This window comes from Pseudonocardia yunnanensis (assembly GCF_039534065.1).
GTDB classification, from domain to species: Bacteria; Actinomycetota; Actinomycetes; order Mycobacteriales; family Pseudonocardiaceae; genus Pseudonocardia; species Pseudonocardia yunnanensis.
Genome location: NZ_BAAAUS010000060.1, coordinates 1 through 16717, shown reverse-complemented (window position 1 = coordinate 16717; position 16717 = coordinate 1). Strand labels below are relative to the sequence as shown.

The window sequence follows — 16717 nt, the reverse complement described above, 5'->3', positions numbered from 1 at the left end:
CCAGGGATGTGATCACCATCACAATACAGCCACCCTTGGGACTACGCTGGCTCGCTGACCTGGACGGACGCCCGCGAGGAGGCGAGATGGCCAAGCCGACGAGCGCGGAGGCGGGCCTCGAGGCCCAGCCCGCGCCGAGCCCGCTGGCGTCGTACTTCCCCGGCTACTTCGCGATGGTGATGGCCACGGGGATCATCGCGATCGGGTGCCGATCGCTCGGCATCCCCTGGCTCGGCGAGGCGCTCTACGTCGTCGCCGCCGCGGCCTACGTCGTGATCGCGGTGCTCACGACCGCCCGGCTCGTCCGCTACCCGAGGCTCGTGACGGCCGACATCACGAGCCATGCCAAGGGCTTCGCGTTCACCACCGCCGTGGCAGGCACGGAGGTGCTCGGCGCGGCGAGCCTGATCCTCTTCGGCTGGTGGCAGCTCGCACTGGCCCTGTGGTGGGTCGGGGTCGCGCTGTGGGCGGTGCTGATCTACACGACGCTCATCGCTGTGGTGCTGCGCGAGGAGAAGCCCGGTTTCACCGCGGGAATCAACGGAACCTGGTTCCTGCTCACCGTCTCGACCGAGTCGATCGTCGTGCTCGGCGCACTGCTGCTACCCCAGATCGGCGGCGAAGCCCTCGCCTTCACCTGCCTCGCGTTCTTCTGCCTCGGAATCCTGCTCTACGTCATCGTCATGACGATGATCTTCGCGCGCTGGACCTTCTACCGGCTCAGCCTTGCCGACGAGGACCCGCCTACCTGGATCGCCGCGGGGGCCGTGGCGATCACCGCGCTGGCCGGGTCGAATCTGCTCCTCGCCCGCACCGCGGACCCTCTGCTCGAACGTATGGCACCCGCGATCGAGCTGTTCGTCGTGCTGGCGTGGGCGACCTCGACGTTCTGGTTCCCACTCATGGTCGCGATCGGCGTGTGGAAGCACGTGGTGAACCGCTTCCCGCTGCGCTATCACCCCTCGTACTGGGCGCTGGTCTTCCCGCTGGGCATGTATGCGGTCGCCACCTTCAAGATGAGGCTCGCGATCGAGCTCGGCATGCTCGCCTGGCTACCCGTGGTGGCGCTGGCGATCGCGCTGGTCGCGTGGGCAGCGACCTTCTTCGGCCTCATCCACCACGTCACGCGCGCGACAACCGCCGGTTGACCGAGCATCCCCGCCACGCTCGAACGGCTCACCGTCGTCGCGAAGAAGCATGATGGTCTCCATGGTGGTGTGGCCGGTGACCGCGACGGTGCAGGAGACCCTCGGAGCCGCCGGGCTGTGGCGCGGCGCCGAGCTGGTGCTCGATGCGGCCGTGACGATCGCCAGCCCCAGTTGGTGGGGAGCCGACTCTCGGCGATGGTCGGTGCGCTCGCCCGTTCCCGACCAGCTCGTGGGCACCGCAGCGTTCGTGAAGGTCATGGAGCCGCACGCGCACGCCTACGTCGATCTCGCATCGGCGTTCGCCCTCGCCGTGGAGGCGGGCGACGCCGGGATCGGACCCCGGGTCCACCTCGCCGACGTCGACCGCGGGCTGCTCGTGATGGAGGACCTCACCGGGCTCGCCGCCACCGCCACACTCGACCGGTTCGACGACCTCGACAGCGTCGAGCAGCTCGTGGCGCTACGGCGGGCAGTGCACAGGCTCCCCGGCTGCACCCGCCGCGCCACGGTCTTCGACGACATACGCGCCGCACACCGGCTCGTCGTCGACGCCGGCGGCGAGCTGCCGGAGGACTTTCCGTGGATGGTGCGCATGCTCGGCCCGGCAGAGGAGCGGATCGCCGCGAGCGGCTACGACCTCGTGCCCTGCCACGGCGACGGCAACGTCTCCAACGTCCTCATCACGCACGGGGACGGGAGCCTTCGCCTGGTGGACTGGGACTGCGCCGCGCTCATGGACCCGCTGCAGGACCTCGGTGTGCTGCTGCAGGAGCTTCGTGCGCCCGACGTCGACGCCCGGGCGGTGTTCGAGATGTACTGGGGGACCTCGGACGACGCCCTGTTCGACCGCTGCCGCGTCTACGGCATCGCCGACTCGGTCCGCTGGGGCCTCGTCGGCGCCTACGCCGACGCCGCGCGCCCGGGCACCCACGAGTACACGAAGTTCTCCGACTGGCAGTTCCTGCGCGCCCGGGCAGCCCTGCGCGACCCACAGTTCGACGACCGGCTGCGGAACCTCTAGTGGGCGGCATCCTCATGACCGACGACACCGTGGGCCGCGTCCTCGGCACGGCCCGCACCGACGCCGAACGCGCGGTGGAGAAGGCGCTGGGCGCCATCACAGCCTGGTCCGGCAGGCACATCCGGTACGCACCCGTCTCCGGCGGCCTGCAGAACAGCAACTGGTGCCTCACGGTGGAGGGCGCGCCCAGCCGGTACTTCATGAAGATCCCCGGCGCAGGCAGCGAGGCCTTCATCGACCGCGAGGTCGCGAACCAGGCGGCCCGGCTGGCGGACAGCTTGGGGATCGGGCCGGGGATGGTGCTCTTCGACGCCGTCAGCGGAGTCGAGGTGGTCGAGTTCCTCGAGGACTATCGGGCCTGCACCACCGGCGACCTCAAGCAGCCGGAGCTCGCGCACCAGGTGATCGCGCTCTACCGGACGCTGCACTCGGGCGAGCGGCTCCCGCTCACCAAGACCGTCTTCGACATGATCGACGAGCACCTGGACCAGGTGCGGGAGCTCGGGGCCGCCCTACCTGCGGACACGGACCCGATCCTCGCCGAGTACGCGGCGGCCAGGAGCGCGCTCGAGGCCACGGGCATGGACCTCGTCCCGTGCCACAACGACTCCAAGCCCGGCAACTTCCTCATCGGCACCGGAGGCGACGCCCTGCCCATGAAGATGATCGACTTCGAGTTCGCGTCCAACAACGACCGCGCCTACGACCTGGCCGTGCTCGTCACGGAGATGTTCTTCGGCGAAAGGCAGACCCTGGAGCTCGTGGAGGCGTACTACGGCTGCGCCACCCGGCCCCTGACCGCGCGGGTACAGCTGTTCATCGCGCTGGCCGACCTCAAGTGGGGCCTGTGGGGATGCCTGCAGAGCAGGCTGAACCCGGGATGGGATTTCGACTACCGCAAGTACGGGCTCTGGAAGCTCATGCGGTGCCGGATGAAGATCGCCGACCACCGCTGGGCTGCCTGGCTGGAGGCCGCCTGAGCGATCCGGACGAAAGAGACAGTGAGCGTCATACGGCGCGAGTACAGGCACAGAGGCACGAACCCCCGGTACCGTCGTTGACATGAGCACGCCCGGCCCCCGTCCCATACGCATCGGCAATGCGGAGCGGGAAGCGGCCGTGCGCGCCCTCGGGGAGCACTACGCGCAGGGCCGGCTCGACCAGGAGGAGTACGAGGAGCGCACGACCGCCGCGTACGCCGCCCGCACCAGCGATGATCTCGTGCCGCTCTTCGACGATCTCCCCCGCGACGAGCAGACCACCACCGTGCTGCCGGCGCCACCCACAGTCGCCGCGCCCGCTCTCCGTTCCCCGCGCGACCCCGAAGCGCCGTACGGACGCGAGCCGATGACCGGGATCCCCTACTCCGATCGGTACAAGGTCGTCGCCGGAGTGCTGCAACTGCTGTTGCCGTTCGGGATCGGGCGGTTCTACAGCGGCCACATGGGGATCGCGATCGCCCAGCTTCTGTCCTCGTTCATCGTCATCGGCGTGATCTGGGCCTTCATCGACGGCATCGTGATCCTCGCCGGGCGGCCCACCGACCCACGTGGACGGCCCCTACGCCCCTGATCCGTCGCGAGCCCTACTCCTTGTGGCGCTTCCGCTCGGCATAGCGCGTCGGCCGGTCCTGCCACGGGGCGTCCGCGGGCCGTGCCGCCGCGGGCACACCGGAGATGGCATGAGCGGCGAGCACCCCGGCCACCGTCGCCCCGTTGACGATCGTGCCCGAGAGCACCATCCGCACCGCGACCGACAGCGAGATCCAGCGGGTGGACAGGTCCGCCTCCTCGTCGTCACCCAGCTCCGGGCGACCGACCTCGGTGAGGTCACGCGCGAGGTACACCCGCACCGACTCGTCGGAGAAGCCCGGCGAGGCCACGACGTCGACCAGCGTGGACCACTCGGCGGCGGCCAGCCCGGCCTCTTCCGCGAGCTCCCGCTTCGCCGTGTCGAGCGGGTTCTCCCCGTCGACGTCGAGCAGGCCGGCGGGCAGCTCCCAGAGCCGCCGCCCCACCGGGTGGCGGTACTGGTGAATCACCATCAGCCGGTCGTCGGCGTCCAGGGCCGCGATCGCGACGGCGCCCGGGTGCTCCAGGATCTCCCGGACGGCGACGCCCCCGCCGGGCATCACCACCTCGTCGGCGCGCAGCGCCATCACCGCGCCGGTGTAGATGTCGTTGCTCGCCTTGACCGGGAAGTCGTGACGCGGGGCGGTCATGACGGCGCTCCGTTGACCCCGGCTGCCGCGCGTTCGCGGGCGGGCAGCTCCACCGGCAGCCGGTCGGCCGCCCGGTAGTCGAGAGCGGCCCGCACGAACGCACTGAACAGCGGGTGCGGACGCGTCGGTCGGCTCTTGAGCTCGGGGTGCGCCTGCGTGCCGACGAAGAACGGGTGGACGTCGACCGGCAGCTCGACGAACTCCACCAGCGTGCTGTCCGGCGAGGTGCCGCCGAACACCAGGCCCGCCTCCTCCAACCGTTTGCGATAGGCGTTGTTGACCTCATACCGGTGGCGGTGCCGCTCCGACACCTCCCGGGTGCCGTACGCCCCCGCGACCACGGTGCCGGCACCGAGGGTGGCGGGGTAGGCCCCCAGCCGCATCGTGCCGCCCATGTCGCGCTGGCCGGCGACGACGTCACGCTGGTCGGCCATCGTCGAGATCACCGGGTGCGGGGTGCGCTCGTCGAACTCGGTGGAGTTGGCGTCGCTCAGGTTCGCGAGCGAGCGCGCTGCCTCGATCACCATGCACTGCAGCCCGAGGCACAGGCCGAGGACGGGGATGCGGCGCGTGCGGGCGTGCCGGACGGCGCCGAGCTTGCCCTCGATCCCGCGCACACCGAAGCCGCCGGGGATCAGGACGCCGTCCATGCCCTCCAGCGCGGCCGCCGCACCTGCCGGGGTGCGGCACTCGTCGGACTGCACCCACACGATCTCGACGCGCGCGCGGTGGGCGAACCCGCCCGCCCGCAGCGCCTCCGTGACCGAGAGGTAGGCGTCGGGGAGGTCGACGTACTTACCGACGAGCGCGATCCGCGCCGTCTCGTCCGGATGGTGGACGCGGTCGAGCAGGTCGCCCCACACCGTCCAGTCGACGTCCCGGAAGGGCAGCGAGAGCCTGCGCACCACGTAGGCGTCGAGCCCCTCCCGGTGCAGCACGCGGGGGATGTCGTAGATCGAGGGCGCGTCGGGGGCCGCGACGACGCCGTCGGTCTCCACGTCGCACATGAGGCTGATCTTGCGCTTCATGTCGTCCGGGATCTCCCGGTCGGCGCGCAGCACCAGCGCGTCGGGCTGGATACCGATGTTGCGCAGAGCCGCCACCGAGTGCTGCGTCGGCTTCGTCTTGAGCTCCCCCGACGGCGCGAGGTAGGGCACCAGCGAGACGTGCAGGAAGAAGCAGTTGTCCCGGCCCACGTCGTGGCGGACCTGGCGGACCGCCTCCAGGAACGGCAGCGACTCGATGTCGCCGACCGTGCCGCCCACCTCGGTGATCACGATGTCGGGCGTGATCCCGTCCTCGTCGGGCTCGCCCATGGCGAGAATGCGGTCCTTGATCTCGTTGGTGATGTGCGGGATGACCTGGACTGTGTCGCCGAGGTACTCGCCGCGGCGCTCCTTGGCGATCACGGACGAGTAGACCTGGCCGGTGGTGACGTTGGCGTTGCCGCGGAGGTTCCGGTCGAGGAAGCGCTCGTAGTGGCCGATGTCGAGGTCGGTTTCGGCGCCGTCCTCGGTGACGAAGACCTCGCCGTGCTGGAAGGGGTTCATCGTGCCCGGATCCACGTTCAGGTAGGGATCCAGTTTCTGCATGATGACCCGGAGGCCGCGAGACGTGAGCAATTGCCCGAGGCTCGAGGCGGTCAGACCCTTACCCAGCGAGGACGCGACCCCGCCGGTGACGAACAGATGACGCGTCGCGCGAGGCTGCACGGGGTTTCAGGGTACATACGACGCGCCGCGCCGGCCGCTCCCACCCGCCTCTTGCGCCACGCTTCGCCCGGTTTGCGGTGCAAAAATCACCAAAGGTGAGATACCGACCGCCCACCGTGATCGGGCGTCACGCCGCAGGCGCGGCGCCGTCGGCGGCCGTCGTGGCAGTGCCGTAGCGCCCCGCGCGCCCGTCGAGCTGCTCGCGCAGCGCCAGCACCGCCGAGACCTGACCGGCGCCGGTCTGCACGTCGTCGACCGTGGAGAGCGAGGCCGTGACGTTCGGGTCGGCCCTGGCCACCCCGACGGGTCCCGTCGCGTCGGCCGAACCCGTGCGACCCGCCAGCACCGCACCGCCTCCGGCCCGGTCGAGCTGCGCTGCCAGGCGCGCCGTGACGGCCGCTGCGTCGGCGCCGTCGATTCCCGCGACGGCGCCCCCGGTGAGCACGAGCACCAGGTCGGCCGGGCGGGGCCGTTCCCCCGGCGTGACGAACCCGGTGGACATGAGCCCGGTGAGCACCGCGTCGGCCTGCGCCGGTGTGACCTGCCCGGACGACTTCAGCAGGACACCACTCAGGAGACCACCCACCAAGCTGCCGGTGTCGGACGCCGCGGGCAGCTGCGCTCCGGTCGGCAGCAGCTGCGAGGTCAGCTCACGAAGCTGGTCGGCACGCGCGGGATCGCCGACGGCGTCGGTCAGGGCGATCTCACCGCCCACGGTGGCCCCGGACGGGGCGAGCAACGCCCGCACGGCGTCGCGGTCGGCGGGGTCGGCGCCCGACGTCACCAGCGCGACGGTGCGGCCCTGCAGCAACCCCCGGACCGCCGCCGGGCCGGTGCGCCGCGCGAACTCGTCGGCGCCGCGCTGGGCGGCGGCCAAGGCATCACGCTGCACCGTCAGCGTCTGGACCTGCCCGCCCAGATCGTCGGCCCGGGCGGCGACGGCCGAGAGCAACCGGTCCGACACACCGCTCGCGCCCAGCACGACGCCGACCGCGAGCGCGAGGAACACGGCGCCGATCGACACCGCGTGGTAGCGCAGGGAGATCACCGCAGCCATCCCATGACGTAGTCGAAGAGCGCTCTCCAGCTCTGGGTCAACCACGTCACTGCGGCATCGCCCGCGTGGGACACGAGCAAGGCGGTGGCGAGCGCCACCAGCGCAGCGACGATCATCAGCAGGATCGCCCCGGACGTGATGCGGCTGCGGTAGAGCGTGGCGATCACCCGGCCGTCGACGAGGATGCCGCCGAGCTGCAACCGCGTGAGGAACGTGGAGGCGTTGCTTCCCGAACGCCCGCGATCGAGGAACTCGGCCATGCTCGCGGACAACCCCACGGTGACCACGAGCGACGCACCGTCGTGCGCGGCGATCAGCAGCGCGAGGTCCTCGGCGTTGGCCGAGCTCGGGAACGTCACCGCCCCGGCCCCGAGATCCTGCACGCGGTGCAGGCCCGGGGCGTGACCGTCGGCGAATGCCGGGACGACGACGTCGGCGCCGCAGGTGAGCGCCTCGGTGGACACCTCGCTCGGGTCGCCGACGATGAGCTGCGGCCGGTATCCGGCCGCGAGCAGCACGTCCGCGCCGGCCCCGACCCCCACCAGCACCGGTCGCTGGTCGCGGATGAAGTGCTTGAGCTGCGCGAGCTCCGCCGCGTGGTCGAACCCGGCGGCGACCACCAGCACCTGCCGGCCGGCCAGCTCGACCTCGACCTGGGGGACACCCGCGCCGTCCAGCAGCATCGCGCGCTCGCTGCGCATGAACTCGATGGTGTTGGCCGCGAACGCCTCGAGCTGGTGGCTGAGCCCGGACTTCGCCTCCACCATGGCGTCGGCCACCATGTCGGCGGTCTGCTCGATGCCATCGGCGAGACGCAGCTCCCCTGCGTAGACGACGCCGTCGAGCAGCCTGATGCGACTGCCGTCCTTGATGGTGTGCAGCGCCTCGGCGCCGACGTCGTCGACCAGCATGATCCCCGCATCGATGAGCGCCTCCGGCCCCAGGTTCGGGAACCGTCCGGAGATCGACGGGGACGCGTTGACGACGGCGGCCACCCCCGCCGCGACGAGGGCATCCGCGGTGGCACGATCGAGGTCGACCTGGTCGAGCACCGCGATCTCCCCCGGTTTGATGCGCCGGAGCAGACCGTCGGTGCGCCGGTCGACCCGCGCAGTGCCCGCAAGCCCGGGGAGCACGGGACGCGAGCGGTGCAACAGACCGGAGATCTTCATTCCAGGCACCCGCCTTCCATGGTGGCACTGTGGCATCCGGCGCTGTCGACACGAGGAAGGCACGCCGAGCGATCACCCGCACGCACGGAGCGGGACGAACGGGTCTATCAGGCGCGAGTGGCCGCTCTCCGGCGACTCTTCGCCCCAGCACTGCCCGACCCGGCGCTCTTCGGAGCGGCACCGTTGACGGCAGCGCGGCCCGCCGCCGCGCGGTCGGCCTCACGGTGCGCCCGGGCCGCTCCCAGCAGCTCCTCGGCGTGGGCGCGGCCGGTGTCGGTGTCGTCGAGCCCGGCCAGCATCCGCGCGAGCTCGACGATGCGGTCGCTCTCGGCCAGCGTGCGCACCCGGCTACGGGTGGGGCCACCGCCGTCGCGCGCCGACTTGTCGACCACGAGATGCCGGTCGGCGTAGGCGGCGACCTGGGGCAGATGCGTCACCACGATCACCTGGTGGCGCGCCGCGAGCCGGGCGAGCCGGCGCCCGATCTCCACCGCGGCCCGCCCGCCGACGCCGGCGTCGACCTCGTCGAACACCATCGTGGGCACGGGGTCGGCCCCCGCGAGCGCCACCTCCAGCGCCAGCATCACGCGCGAGAGCTCCCCGCCCGACGCCCCCCTGTGCAGAGGCAGCGGCGAGGCACCCGCGTGCGCCACCAGCCGCAGCTCCACCTCGTCGACGCCGTCGGTGCCGGCCACGAGCGTGGCGGATCCGATCAGGAGCGCGTCGGCCGCACCGGGCCCGGCCTCGCGTGGGACGACGGCGACGAGCAGCCGCGCATCGGCCATCGCCAGCCCGCCCAGCTCAGCGGTGGTGTCGGCCGCCAGCCGAGCAGCGGCCTCGGTGCGGGCGGCGGTGACGGCCGCAGCGTGCTCGGCCAGCTCGACGCCCAGTGCGTCGCGGCGCGCGGCCAGCGCCGCGAGGGCCTCGTCGGAGGTGTCGAGCCCGGCCAGCCGCTCCTCGGCGGCCTCGGCCCAGGCGATCACGCCGTCGATGTCGGCGGCGTACTTGCGGGTGAGCGCCTTGAGCTCGGCCTGCCGGGACAGCACGGACGCCAGCCGCTCCGGGTCGGCGTCGAGCCGGTCGAGGTAGCCGGTGAGCTCGGTGCCGACGTCGCCGAGCAGCGCGAGCACCTCTTGCAGCCGTGTGTCGAGCATGGTGAGCGCCGGGTCGCCCGCGCCGGCGAGGCGGTGGCGTGCATCGCCGATCAGCGCCAGTGCGCCCGGCGCGTCCGGGTCGCCGTCCTCGGGGCCGATGAGCGCGAGCTGGGCGCCGGCGGCGACCTCGCGCAGGTCGTCGGCCGCGGACAGCCGGTGGGCCAGCTCGGCCAGCTCGACGTCCTCACCGGGCTGGGGGTCGACCGCTTTGATCTCGGTGAGCCCGTGGCGCAGCAGGTCGGCCTCCTGGGCGAGCCGCCGCGCGCCGTCCCGCCGCTCGACGAGCTCGGCGGCCACGCGCTGCCACTCGGCCCGCACGGCGCGGTAGCGCTCGAGCGGCTCCGCCACCGCGTCGCCTGCGAAGCGGTCCAGCAGGGCGCGCTGCTCGGCCGGGCGCAAGAGCCGCAGCTGGTCGTTCTGCCCGTGGACGGCGAGCGTGACGTCAGCGAGCCGGGACAGCACCCCGACCGGAACCGACCGCCCGCCCAGGTGTGCCCTGGACCGGCCGTCGGCGCTGACGGTGCGGACCGCGATGAGGGTGCCGTCCTCGTCGGCGTCGGCACCCACCTCGTCGGCGACCTTCAGCGCCGCGGGGTCGGCGCTGAAACGCCCCTCGACGACGGCACGACGCGCGCCGTCGGCAACGCGCGAGGACTCCGCCCGCCCCCCGCCGAGCAGCGACAACCCCGTGACGACCATGGTCTTGCCCGCACCTGTCTCACCGGTGAGCACCGTGAGCCCCGGATCCAGGTCGAGCGTTGCGTCGTCGATCACGCCGAGGCCCTGGATCCGCATCTCGGCCAGCATGGGGCGAAGCGTACGGCGCCGGCCCGACAACGCCTCAGTTGCCGGACTGCGGCGCGCCGCGCCATCCCCTGACGGGCAGGTCGAACTTGCGCACCAGCCGATCGGCGAAGGGCTGCCCGTCCAACCGCACCATCCGCACCGGCTCGTTGCTGCGGGCGAGTTCGACGCGCGCCGCGGGCGGCAGCACGACGTTGCGCCGCCCGTCGCATTCCAGGACGGCCGGCGGACCGGTCGCATCGACCTCGATCGCCACCTCGCTGTCCGGCGCGATCACCATCGGGCGCGAGAACAGCGCATGCGCGTTGCTCGGCACCAGCAGCAGCGCCTCCACCTGGGGCCACACCAGCGGCCCACCCGCGGAGAACGCATAGGCAGTGGAGCCGGTGGGCGTGGCGCAGATCACTCCGTCACACCCGAACGCCGAGACCGGCCGCCCGTCGACCTCGAGGACCACCTCGAGGATCCGCTCCCTGCTGGACTTCTCGACGACCGCCTCGTTGAGCGCCCACGAGCGGACCAAGACGTGCCCGTTGAGGCGCGCCACGGCGTCGATCGTCATGCGTTCCTCGACGGAGTAGTTGCCGTCAACGACCGCGTCGAGTGCCTCGCCGAGCGACTCCTCCTCGGCCTCGGCCAGGAATCCGACCCGTCCGAGGTTCACCCCGAGCAGCGGGACCCCCACCGGACGGGCCATCTCCGCGGCCCGCAGCAGTGTCCCGTCGCCACCGAGCACGAGCACCACCTCAGCGCCCTCGGCACAACCGGGTCGCCCTTCGACGACACGTGGGGTGAGCGAGTCGGGCAGGTCGCCGTTCTCCACCTCGGCCCACTCCTCGCCGATCACCCGGAGCCGGACGCCGGACGCGGCGAGGCGGTGCGCCACCGCTGCTGCCGTGCGCCGGTTCTTCTCCCGCCCGGCGTGCAGGACGACCAGAATCTCCCTGGTCACGGACCCTCCTCGATCGCCCTGGTCAGCACCAGGTCCCCGGCATCGTCGCCATGTCGCGACAGCCGAAGGAAGTACTCCACGTTTCCGGACGGGCCGGGCAACGGGCTCGCCACCGCACCGCGCAGCACCAGCCCCAGCGCCCGCGCCGCGGCCGTCACCTCGGTGAGAGCCGCGAGCCGCAGGCCGGCGTCGCGCACCACCCCGCCGGCGCCGAGCCGCTGGCGGCCCACCTCGAACTGTGGCTTGACCATCGGCAGGAGCTCACCGTCGGCGCTCGTGCACGCCGTGAGCGCGGGCAGCACGGTGCGGAGCGAGATGAACGACAGGTCGGCGACGACCAGGTCGGCCGGGCCACCGATCGCGTCGGGTTCGAGCGCGCGCACGTTGGTGCGGTCGTGCACCTGCACGCGGGCGTCGCTGCGCAGCCGCCACACCAGCTGCCCGTACCCGACGTCGACGGCCACAACCTGCGCGGCGCCTCGTTCGAGCAGCACGTCGGTGAACCCACCGGTGGACGCACCGGCGTCGAGGCATCGCAAGCCGGTGACGTCCTTGTCGAACGCGTCGAGCGCGCCGATCAGCTTGTGCGCGCCGCGGGACGCCCACTCGCGCTCATCGCCCGCGGTGACGGTGACGGGTGTGTCGGGATCGACGACCGTGGCGGGCTTGCCGGCCGGCACCCCGCGAACCACGACCCGGCCCTGCTCGATCAGCTCGCTCGCCTGCTGTCGCGAACGGGCATAACCGCGGCGTACCAGCTCGGCGTCGAGACGACGTCGGGTGACCACCGTCACGCAGCGCCGGAGGTTCCCGCGGCGAGTGCCTCGCCCAGCGCGGCGTGCACCCGCTCGAACGCCTCCACGTGCTCGGCGAGCGGCCGGTCGCCCAAGCCGTCGAGACCCGCCATTGCGCGGGAGACGATCTCCTGCGGATCCGCGGGCCCTGGTGGAGGGCCCGGCTTGGGCACGGTCATCGGTGCTGCGCTCCCGCATCGTCGGTGCCGGTGTCGCCGCGCGCCCCGCGGGCTGCGGGCGCAGCGGCGCCGGTAGCACCCACGGTAGCCGAGCCGGAGCCCGGTGCGTCGAGCCCGAGCGCACGCAGCGCCCGCTCGGCGACGGAGCCGTCGGCAGCGACGGTGGCCGCGCCGCCGCCCGCCGCCCAGTGCACTGCACACAGCGTGCGGAGGGCGTCCAGCGGCTCCGCGCCGTCCGACCCCGTGAGCGTCAAACGCCCCGGTCCGGTCACGTGCGCGTCCCAACCGGGACGGGGCCCGGGCGCGAGTTCCTCGGGAGCGCGGGTGAGCGCACCGAGATCGGCAGCGACGTAGTCGGGCCGCAGCGCGGGCGGTGCGGCGAGCAGCTCCGCAGGGTCGGAGACGCCGGTCAGAACCAGGAGCGTGGGAAGACCGGCGGCGCGCCCGCCCTCGATGTCGCTGTCCAGCCGGTCGCCCACCATGAGGGCGGACTTCGCCCCGGTGCGCTCCACGGCGGTGTGCAGGAGTTCGGGAGCAGGCTTGCCTGCGACCTGTGGCTCGCGTCCGGTGGCCACCCGCAGCACGGAGACCATGGCGCCGTTGCCCGGCAGCAGTCCGCGTTCGGTCGGCAGGGTGGCGTCCAGGTTGCACGCCACCCACACGGCGCCGGCCCGCAGGGCGACCGATGCCTCGGCCAGCACCCGCCATCCGGTGTCCGGGCTGTGCCCCTCGACCACCGCTACCGCGTCCTCGGCCCGCTCCGTCACGGCCAATCCGGCGGCGACCACCTCGGCGGCCAGCGCGTCCGTGCCGACGACGAGAACCCGCGACCCCGCAGGCAGCTGGGCGGCGAGCATCGCCGCCGCTGCCTGCGAACTGGTGACCACGTCACCGTCATCGGCCGGGTAGCCGAGCTCCACGAGGTGCGCGGCCACGTCCGAGGGCCGCCGGGAGGCGTTGTTGGTGACGTAGAACGTGGGCACGCCGCGCGCGAGCGCCCCCTTCACCGCCTCCACCGCACCCGGCACGGCCCCCCGGCCCCGGTACAGCGTGCCGTCCAGGTCGGCGAGCACCGCATCGTGGCAGCTGAGGAGGTCGGCCGCGTCTGTCGAGTGGGCGGTCACGGCCGCGAATCCCGCACTGAGTCACGCACGTCCCCGCTGGGATCGACCGGCTCTGCCCCTTCGACAGGAACCTCGCCGGCCTCTCCCTTCACGGCCTCGCCCACGGTGTCCTCTCCCGGTGCGTCGTGCTCGCCCGCACTGCCGGCCGGCGGTGCGGCGGTGTCCTCCGCCTCGGCAGCACCGTCAGCGCCGCCCTCGGCCTCGTCCACGCTCTCGGCGAGTTCCCCGTCGCGCAGTCCCTCATCCGCCTTCGGCTCTTGCTCGGCGGGCGGGACGGAAGCGGGGCCCGACTCCTCGGGAGCTTCGACCTCATCCGCCGGGGCGGTGGTCTCCTCGAGTTGCCGGTCGGGATCCTCCGGCGGCTCCTCGCCACTCTCGGCGTCCGCATCGGCTGACTCCTCGCGACGCAGATCCTGCGGCCCGGGCTCCCGTTCCGTGGCGTCCCCGAATTCGTCGAACTCCTCGGGACCGAACTCGATGTCCTCATCGGGGAGCGATTCGCCGGTCAGCTCGGCGATGCGGAGATCGGCGTCGGTATCGCCGTCCACATCGGCATTGGCTGCGTTGACGAACCATTCCAGCGCGTCGGACTCCCGCCCGGAGGCGAGCAGGTTGTCGGCGTGTGCGTAGAACAGCCGCGCGCTCCACGGGTCACGGCGGGCCGGATCCAGCTCCGGCACCTGCAGGCTGATTACGGCAGCGTCCAGCTCACCCAGATCGCGACGGGCCCCGGCGGCCACGATGAGCAGTTCGATGCTCTCGGCCCGATCGAGCTCGCGGACCTCGGGTCCGCGGCTCAGGTCGAGCGCCCGCTCCGGGCGCCCCAGGGCACGTTCGATGTCGGCCATCACCGCCAGATGCCCAGGGCCACCGCCCATCCGGCGGGCGGCCCGCAGCTCGCCCAGCGCCTCCGCCCATTCGCCGGCGTGGTAGGCCGTGATGCCCGCGGCCTCCCGGACGACGGCGATCCGCGACGCCCGCGTGCGGGCGAACCGGGCGTGCTCGAGCGCGAGCCCAGGGTCCTCGTCGACGAGCATCCCGGCTGCGACGAGGTGGCGGGCCACGCTGTTCGCCGTGTCCTTCTGCAGACCCCTGAGATCCCGGCGGACCTCGGGATCAAGGCTTGCCGTCGTGATGTCGTCGCTCAGCGGCGGCTCGGAGACACGCGCCACCGGCACGCCCTCGGTCGGACGTCCGCCCGAACGAGACGCAGTCCGCTGCGGCGGACGGCTCCCGGGCGCACCGCCCGGTCCCTCACCCCGACGCTGTCCCGCGCCACGACCGCTTGCACCGCGATCGCCGGACCGGGCAGGGCGGCCCCGCTCGGCACCGTAGGAACGCTCGGTGCGGGGACCCCTCGCCGGGCGGCCCCGGTCATCACGCTGCTCGCGGTCGGCCCGGTCATCACGGCCCTCGCGGCCATGGCCCTCGCCGTCCTCGTTGCCGGGACCGTCCGCGCGGTCGACGGCTGCCTCACGCTCGTGGTCCGGCGCGGAGGTAGATGCCGGCGAGACGGGCCGCTCCTCGCTCCTCAGCTCCTCGACCGGAGCGCTGCTCTGCGGTTCGCGCTCGGCCCCTTGCTCCGGGCGCGTGTCGCGCGCGCTGTCAGCTCGAGCGGCGTCCTCCGGCGGAGCGGCCGGTCGATCGCTCGCCCGGCTTTCCGAGCCGCTCTCCGGAAGCTCCTGATGCGAGACCTCCGGACGGTCCGCCCATCCGCTACCGGCGCGCTCATCCGGTCTCTCGGCTCCACGGCTGCGCGGGCGGTCGTCCCCACGGTTCGACCCACGATCGCGGTCGTCACTCTGGTAACGACCACGCTGGCCACCGGCCTCACCGCGGTCACCGCGGTAACCGCCGCGGTCGCGTCGTTCGTCGCCGCGGTAGCCGCCACCGGTCTGTCCTCGGTAGGTCCCACGGTCGCCCCGTTCGCCGCTCGAGTCGCCGCGATGGCCACGCCGGTCGTCGGACCGGTACCGACCGCTCTCGCTGCCTGTCTCGCCCCGGTAGCCACCGCGGTCGCCCTGGTACCGACCCGTGCCGGTGGACTCGCTCCGAGGGGCACCGCGGTCATCGCGGTACCGACTCTCGCTGCCGGTCGCACCCCGGCTGCCGCTCCGGTCGTCCCGGTACTTGCCCCGGTCGCCTCCGGATTCGCCACGGTTTCCGCTGCGATCGTCCCGCCGGTACTGGCCACGCTCGCCACCGGACTGACCGCGGTAGCCACTGCTGCGGTCGTCGCGCCGGTACTGGCCGCTCTCGCCGCCAGATTGGCCGCGGTAGCCGCCGCTGCGATCGTCGCGCGAGTACTGGCCCCGCTCGCCCCGGTAGCCGCCCCGGTCACCGCCGTCGGAACGACCCCGGTTCGACGTCCGATCACCGCGGTCATCAGCGGTGTACCGGCTGCTCTGTTCGCCACCGCCGGCACCGCGGTATCCGGCCCGGTCGCTTCGGTCGCCGCCCTGATAGCGGCCGCGCTCACCGCCGGATTCGCCGCGATACCCCGGCCGACCTCCACGATCGTCCCTCGCGAACCGGCCCCGCTCGCCGGTGGAACCACCGCGGTATCCGCTCCGGTCGCCCCGGTCGTCTCCCCGGTACCGGTCCTGGTCCCTGCCGCCTGAACTTCCGCGGTACTGGCCCTGCTCCCGCCCACGGTCATCGCGAGACCCGCCGCGACCGCCCTGCGGCGACCGACGCTCGGAGCTCCCGCGGTCCGACCAACCTGCGCCCCTCGGCCGGTCCTCGGAACGGCCTCGATCCGCGCCACCACTGCGCGCTCTGTCAGGACGATCCCCGCGCCGACGGTCGGTGCTCGAAGAGTCGTCGCGTCGCGAATAAGGGGCATCGTCCGAACGTCGACGATCCGAGCCTGCGCCACCGCCGGACCACCGCGACCCGTCCGCACCGCCGCGTTCGTACCGGCTGCCGCCTGCCGAATATCCGCGACGCTCACCAAAGCGGTCGGCACCTCGCCCACCACCGCGCGGACCATCGTCACGCCTGCGGTCGTCGCGTCGGGCCGCATCGCGGTTGCCCGAGCCGCCGGTGCGCCGCTCGCCGGCGCCCCACTGCGACTCGCTGCGCGGCCGGTACGGGCGATCCGACTCGCGCGCAGACCAGCCCGAGCCGGTGCGCCCGCCTCCGCCGCCTGTGCGGTCGTCACGCCGGCCGCGCTCGCCGGCGCGGCGCTCCTCGCCTCGCTCCGGGCGGTCGCCGCCGCGTGCCTGCCGATTCTCTGGTCTCCGGGCTCCGTCGCGATCTTCTCGTCGCGGGCGGTTATCGCCGGAACCATCCGCGATACTCACCTGCAGATGATACAAAAAAGTGGGCCCCCGCCTTCCGGCGGGGGCCCACAAAATTGTTGAATGTCGGCGGCGAC

15 protein-coding genes are annotated in these 16717 nt (G+C 72.7%); 5 read left to right on the top strand and 10 right to left on the bottom strand.

Annotated features, from left to right (window positions below; translation table 11 throughout):
• Positions 1 to 86: 86 nt before the first annotated feature.
• From ABD743_RS40445 to ABD743_RS40430, 4 genes are all read left to right on the top strand, one after another.
• On the top strand, positions 87 to 1148 hold the full coding sequence (locus ABD743_RS40445; RefSeq protein ID WP_344729376.1) for a tellurite resistance/C4-dicarboxylate transporter family protein: 1062 nt from the start codon (positions 87 to 89) through the stop codon (positions 1146 to 1148).
• A gap of 76 nt (positions 1149 to 1224) precedes the next feature.
• A complete protein-coding gene (locus tag ABD743_RS40440; protein ID WP_344729374.1) occupies positions 1225 to 2169 on the top strand; it encodes a phosphotransferase family protein in 945 nt (314 codons plus the stop codon).
• Positions 2170 to 2183: 14 nt separating this feature from the next.
• Complete coding sequence (locus tag ABD743_RS40435) at positions 2184 to 3149, top strand: phosphotransferase (protein WP_344729372.1); 966 nt, start codon at positions 2184 to 2186, stop codon at positions 3147 to 3149.
• An 82-nt stretch (positions 3150 to 3231) separates the two neighbouring features.
• The gene (locus ABD743_RS40430; RefSeq protein WP_344729370.1) at positions 3232 to 3741 is read left to right on the top strand and encodes a DUF1707 domain-containing protein; all 510 of its coding nucleotides are present in this window, start codon (positions 3232 to 3234) and stop codon (positions 3739 to 3741) included.
• Positions 3742 to 3754: 13 nt separating this feature from the next.
• Here the strand turns inward: ABD743_RS40430 and ABD743_RS40425 are convergent, their stop codons facing one another.
• The 10 genes from ABD743_RS40425 to ABD743_RS40380 all read right to left on the bottom strand — a co-directional run bounded on the left by ABD743_RS40425 (position 3755) and on the right by ABD743_RS40380 (position 14510).
• A complete protein-coding gene (locus tag ABD743_RS40425; protein ID WP_344729368.1) occupies positions 3755 to 4390 on the bottom strand; it encodes an NUDIX domain-containing protein in 636 nt (211 codons plus the stop codon).
• Positions 4387 to 6102 (bottom strand): CTP synthase, encoded by a 1716-nt coding sequence (gene pyrG / locus ABD743_RS40420; RefSeq protein ID WP_344729366.1) that lies wholly within the window; start codon positions 6100 to 6102, stop codon positions 4387 to 4389. The genes ABD743_RS40425 and pyrG overlap by 4 nt, the downstream gene beginning before the upstream one ends.
• A gap of 127 nt (positions 6103 to 6229) precedes the next feature.
• Positions 6230 to 7150, bottom strand: a complete 921-nt coding sequence (locus tag ABD743_RS40415; RefSeq protein WP_344729442.1) for a copper transporter — start codon at positions 7148 to 7150, stop codon at positions 6230 to 6232.
• Positions 7147 to 8331 carry a putative cytokinetic ring protein SteA gene (gene steA, locus ABD743_RS40410; protein ID WP_344729364.1) on the bottom strand — a complete coding sequence of 395 codons (1185 nt, stop codon included), beginning with the start codon at positions 8329 to 8331 and terminating at the stop codon, positions 7147 to 7149. The genes ABD743_RS40415 and steA overlap by 4 nt, the downstream gene beginning before the upstream one ends.
• 107 nt (positions 8332 to 8438) lie before the next feature.
• Positions 8439 to 10292 (bottom strand): DNA repair protein RecN, encoded by a 1854-nt coding sequence (gene recN, locus ABD743_RS40405; RefSeq protein WP_344729362.1) that lies wholly within the window; start codon positions 10290 to 10292, stop codon positions 8439 to 8441.
• Between the two features lie 34 nt (positions 10293 to 10326).
• Complete coding sequence (locus ABD743_RS40400; protein WP_344729360.1) at positions 10327 to 11241, bottom strand: NAD kinase; 915 nt, start codon at positions 11239 to 11241, stop codon at positions 10327 to 10329.
• Positions 11238 to 12029 carry a TlyA family RNA methyltransferase gene (locus ABD743_RS40395; RefSeq protein ID WP_344729440.1) on the bottom strand — a complete coding sequence of 264 codons (792 nt, stop codon included), beginning with the start codon at positions 12027 to 12029 and terminating at the stop codon, positions 11238 to 11240. Before ABD743_RS40395 ends, ABD743_RS40400 begins: the two co-directional genes overlap by 4 nt.
• 2 nt (positions 12030 to 12031) lie before the next feature.
• Complete coding sequence (locus tag ABD743_RS40390) at positions 12032 to 12214, bottom strand: hypothetical protein (RefSeq protein ID WP_344729358.1); 183 nt, start codon at positions 12212 to 12214, stop codon at positions 12032 to 12034.
• Positions 12211 to 13338 carry an HAD-IIA family hydrolase gene (locus ABD743_RS40385; protein ID WP_344729356.1) on the bottom strand — a complete coding sequence of 376 codons (1128 nt, stop codon included), beginning with the start codon at positions 13336 to 13338 and terminating at the stop codon, positions 12211 to 12213. Before ABD743_RS40385 ends, ABD743_RS40390 begins: the two co-directional genes overlap by 4 nt.
• On the bottom strand, positions 13335 to 14510 hold the full coding sequence (locus ABD743_RS40380) for a hypothetical protein (protein ID WP_344729355.1): 1176 nt from the start codon (positions 14508 to 14510) through the stop codon (positions 13335 to 13337). The genes ABD743_RS40385 and ABD743_RS40380 overlap by 4 nt, the downstream gene beginning before the upstream one ends.
• A gap of 513 nt (positions 14511 to 15023) precedes the next feature.
• On the opposite strand from ABD743_RS40380, the gene ABD743_RS40375 reads away from it, so the two are divergent.
• Positions 15024 to 15959, top strand: a complete 936-nt coding sequence (locus tag ABD743_RS40375; protein WP_344729353.1) for a hypothetical protein — start codon at positions 15024 to 15026, stop codon at positions 15957 to 15959.
• Positions 15960 to 16717 lie beyond the last annotated feature (758 nt).

Coding starts and splice junctions, on each gene's coding strand:
- ABD743_RS40445 (WP_344729376.1), top strand. CDS start 87: ATGGCCAAGCCGACGAGCGCGGAGGCGGGCCTCGAGGCCCAGCCCGCG.
- ABD743_RS40435 (WP_344729372.1), top strand. CDS start 2,184: ATGACCGACGACACCGTGGGCCGCGTCCTCGGCACGGCCCGCACCGAC.
- ABD743_RS40430 (WP_344729370.1), top strand. CDS start 3,232: ATGAGCACGCCCGGCCCCCGTCCCATACGCATCGGCAATGCGGAGCGG.
- ABD743_RS40425 (WP_344729368.1), bottom strand. CDS start 4,390: ATGACCGCCCCGCGTCACGACTTCCCGGTCAAGGCGAGCAACGACATC.
- steA (WP_344729364.1), bottom strand. CDS start 8,331: ATGAAGATCTCCGGTCTGTTGCACCGCTCGCGTCCCGTGCTCCCCGGG.
- recN (WP_344729362.1), bottom strand. CDS start 10,292: ATGCTGGCCGAGATGCGGATCCAGGGCCTCGGCGTGATCGACGACGCA.
- ABD743_RS40390 (WP_344729358.1), bottom strand. CDS start 12,214: ATGACCGTGCCCAAGCCGGGCCCTCCACCAGGGCCCGCGGATCCGCAG.
- ABD743_RS40375 (WP_344729353.1), top strand. CDS start 15,024: ATGCGAGACCTCCGGACGGTCCGCCCATCCGCTACCGGCGCGCTCATC.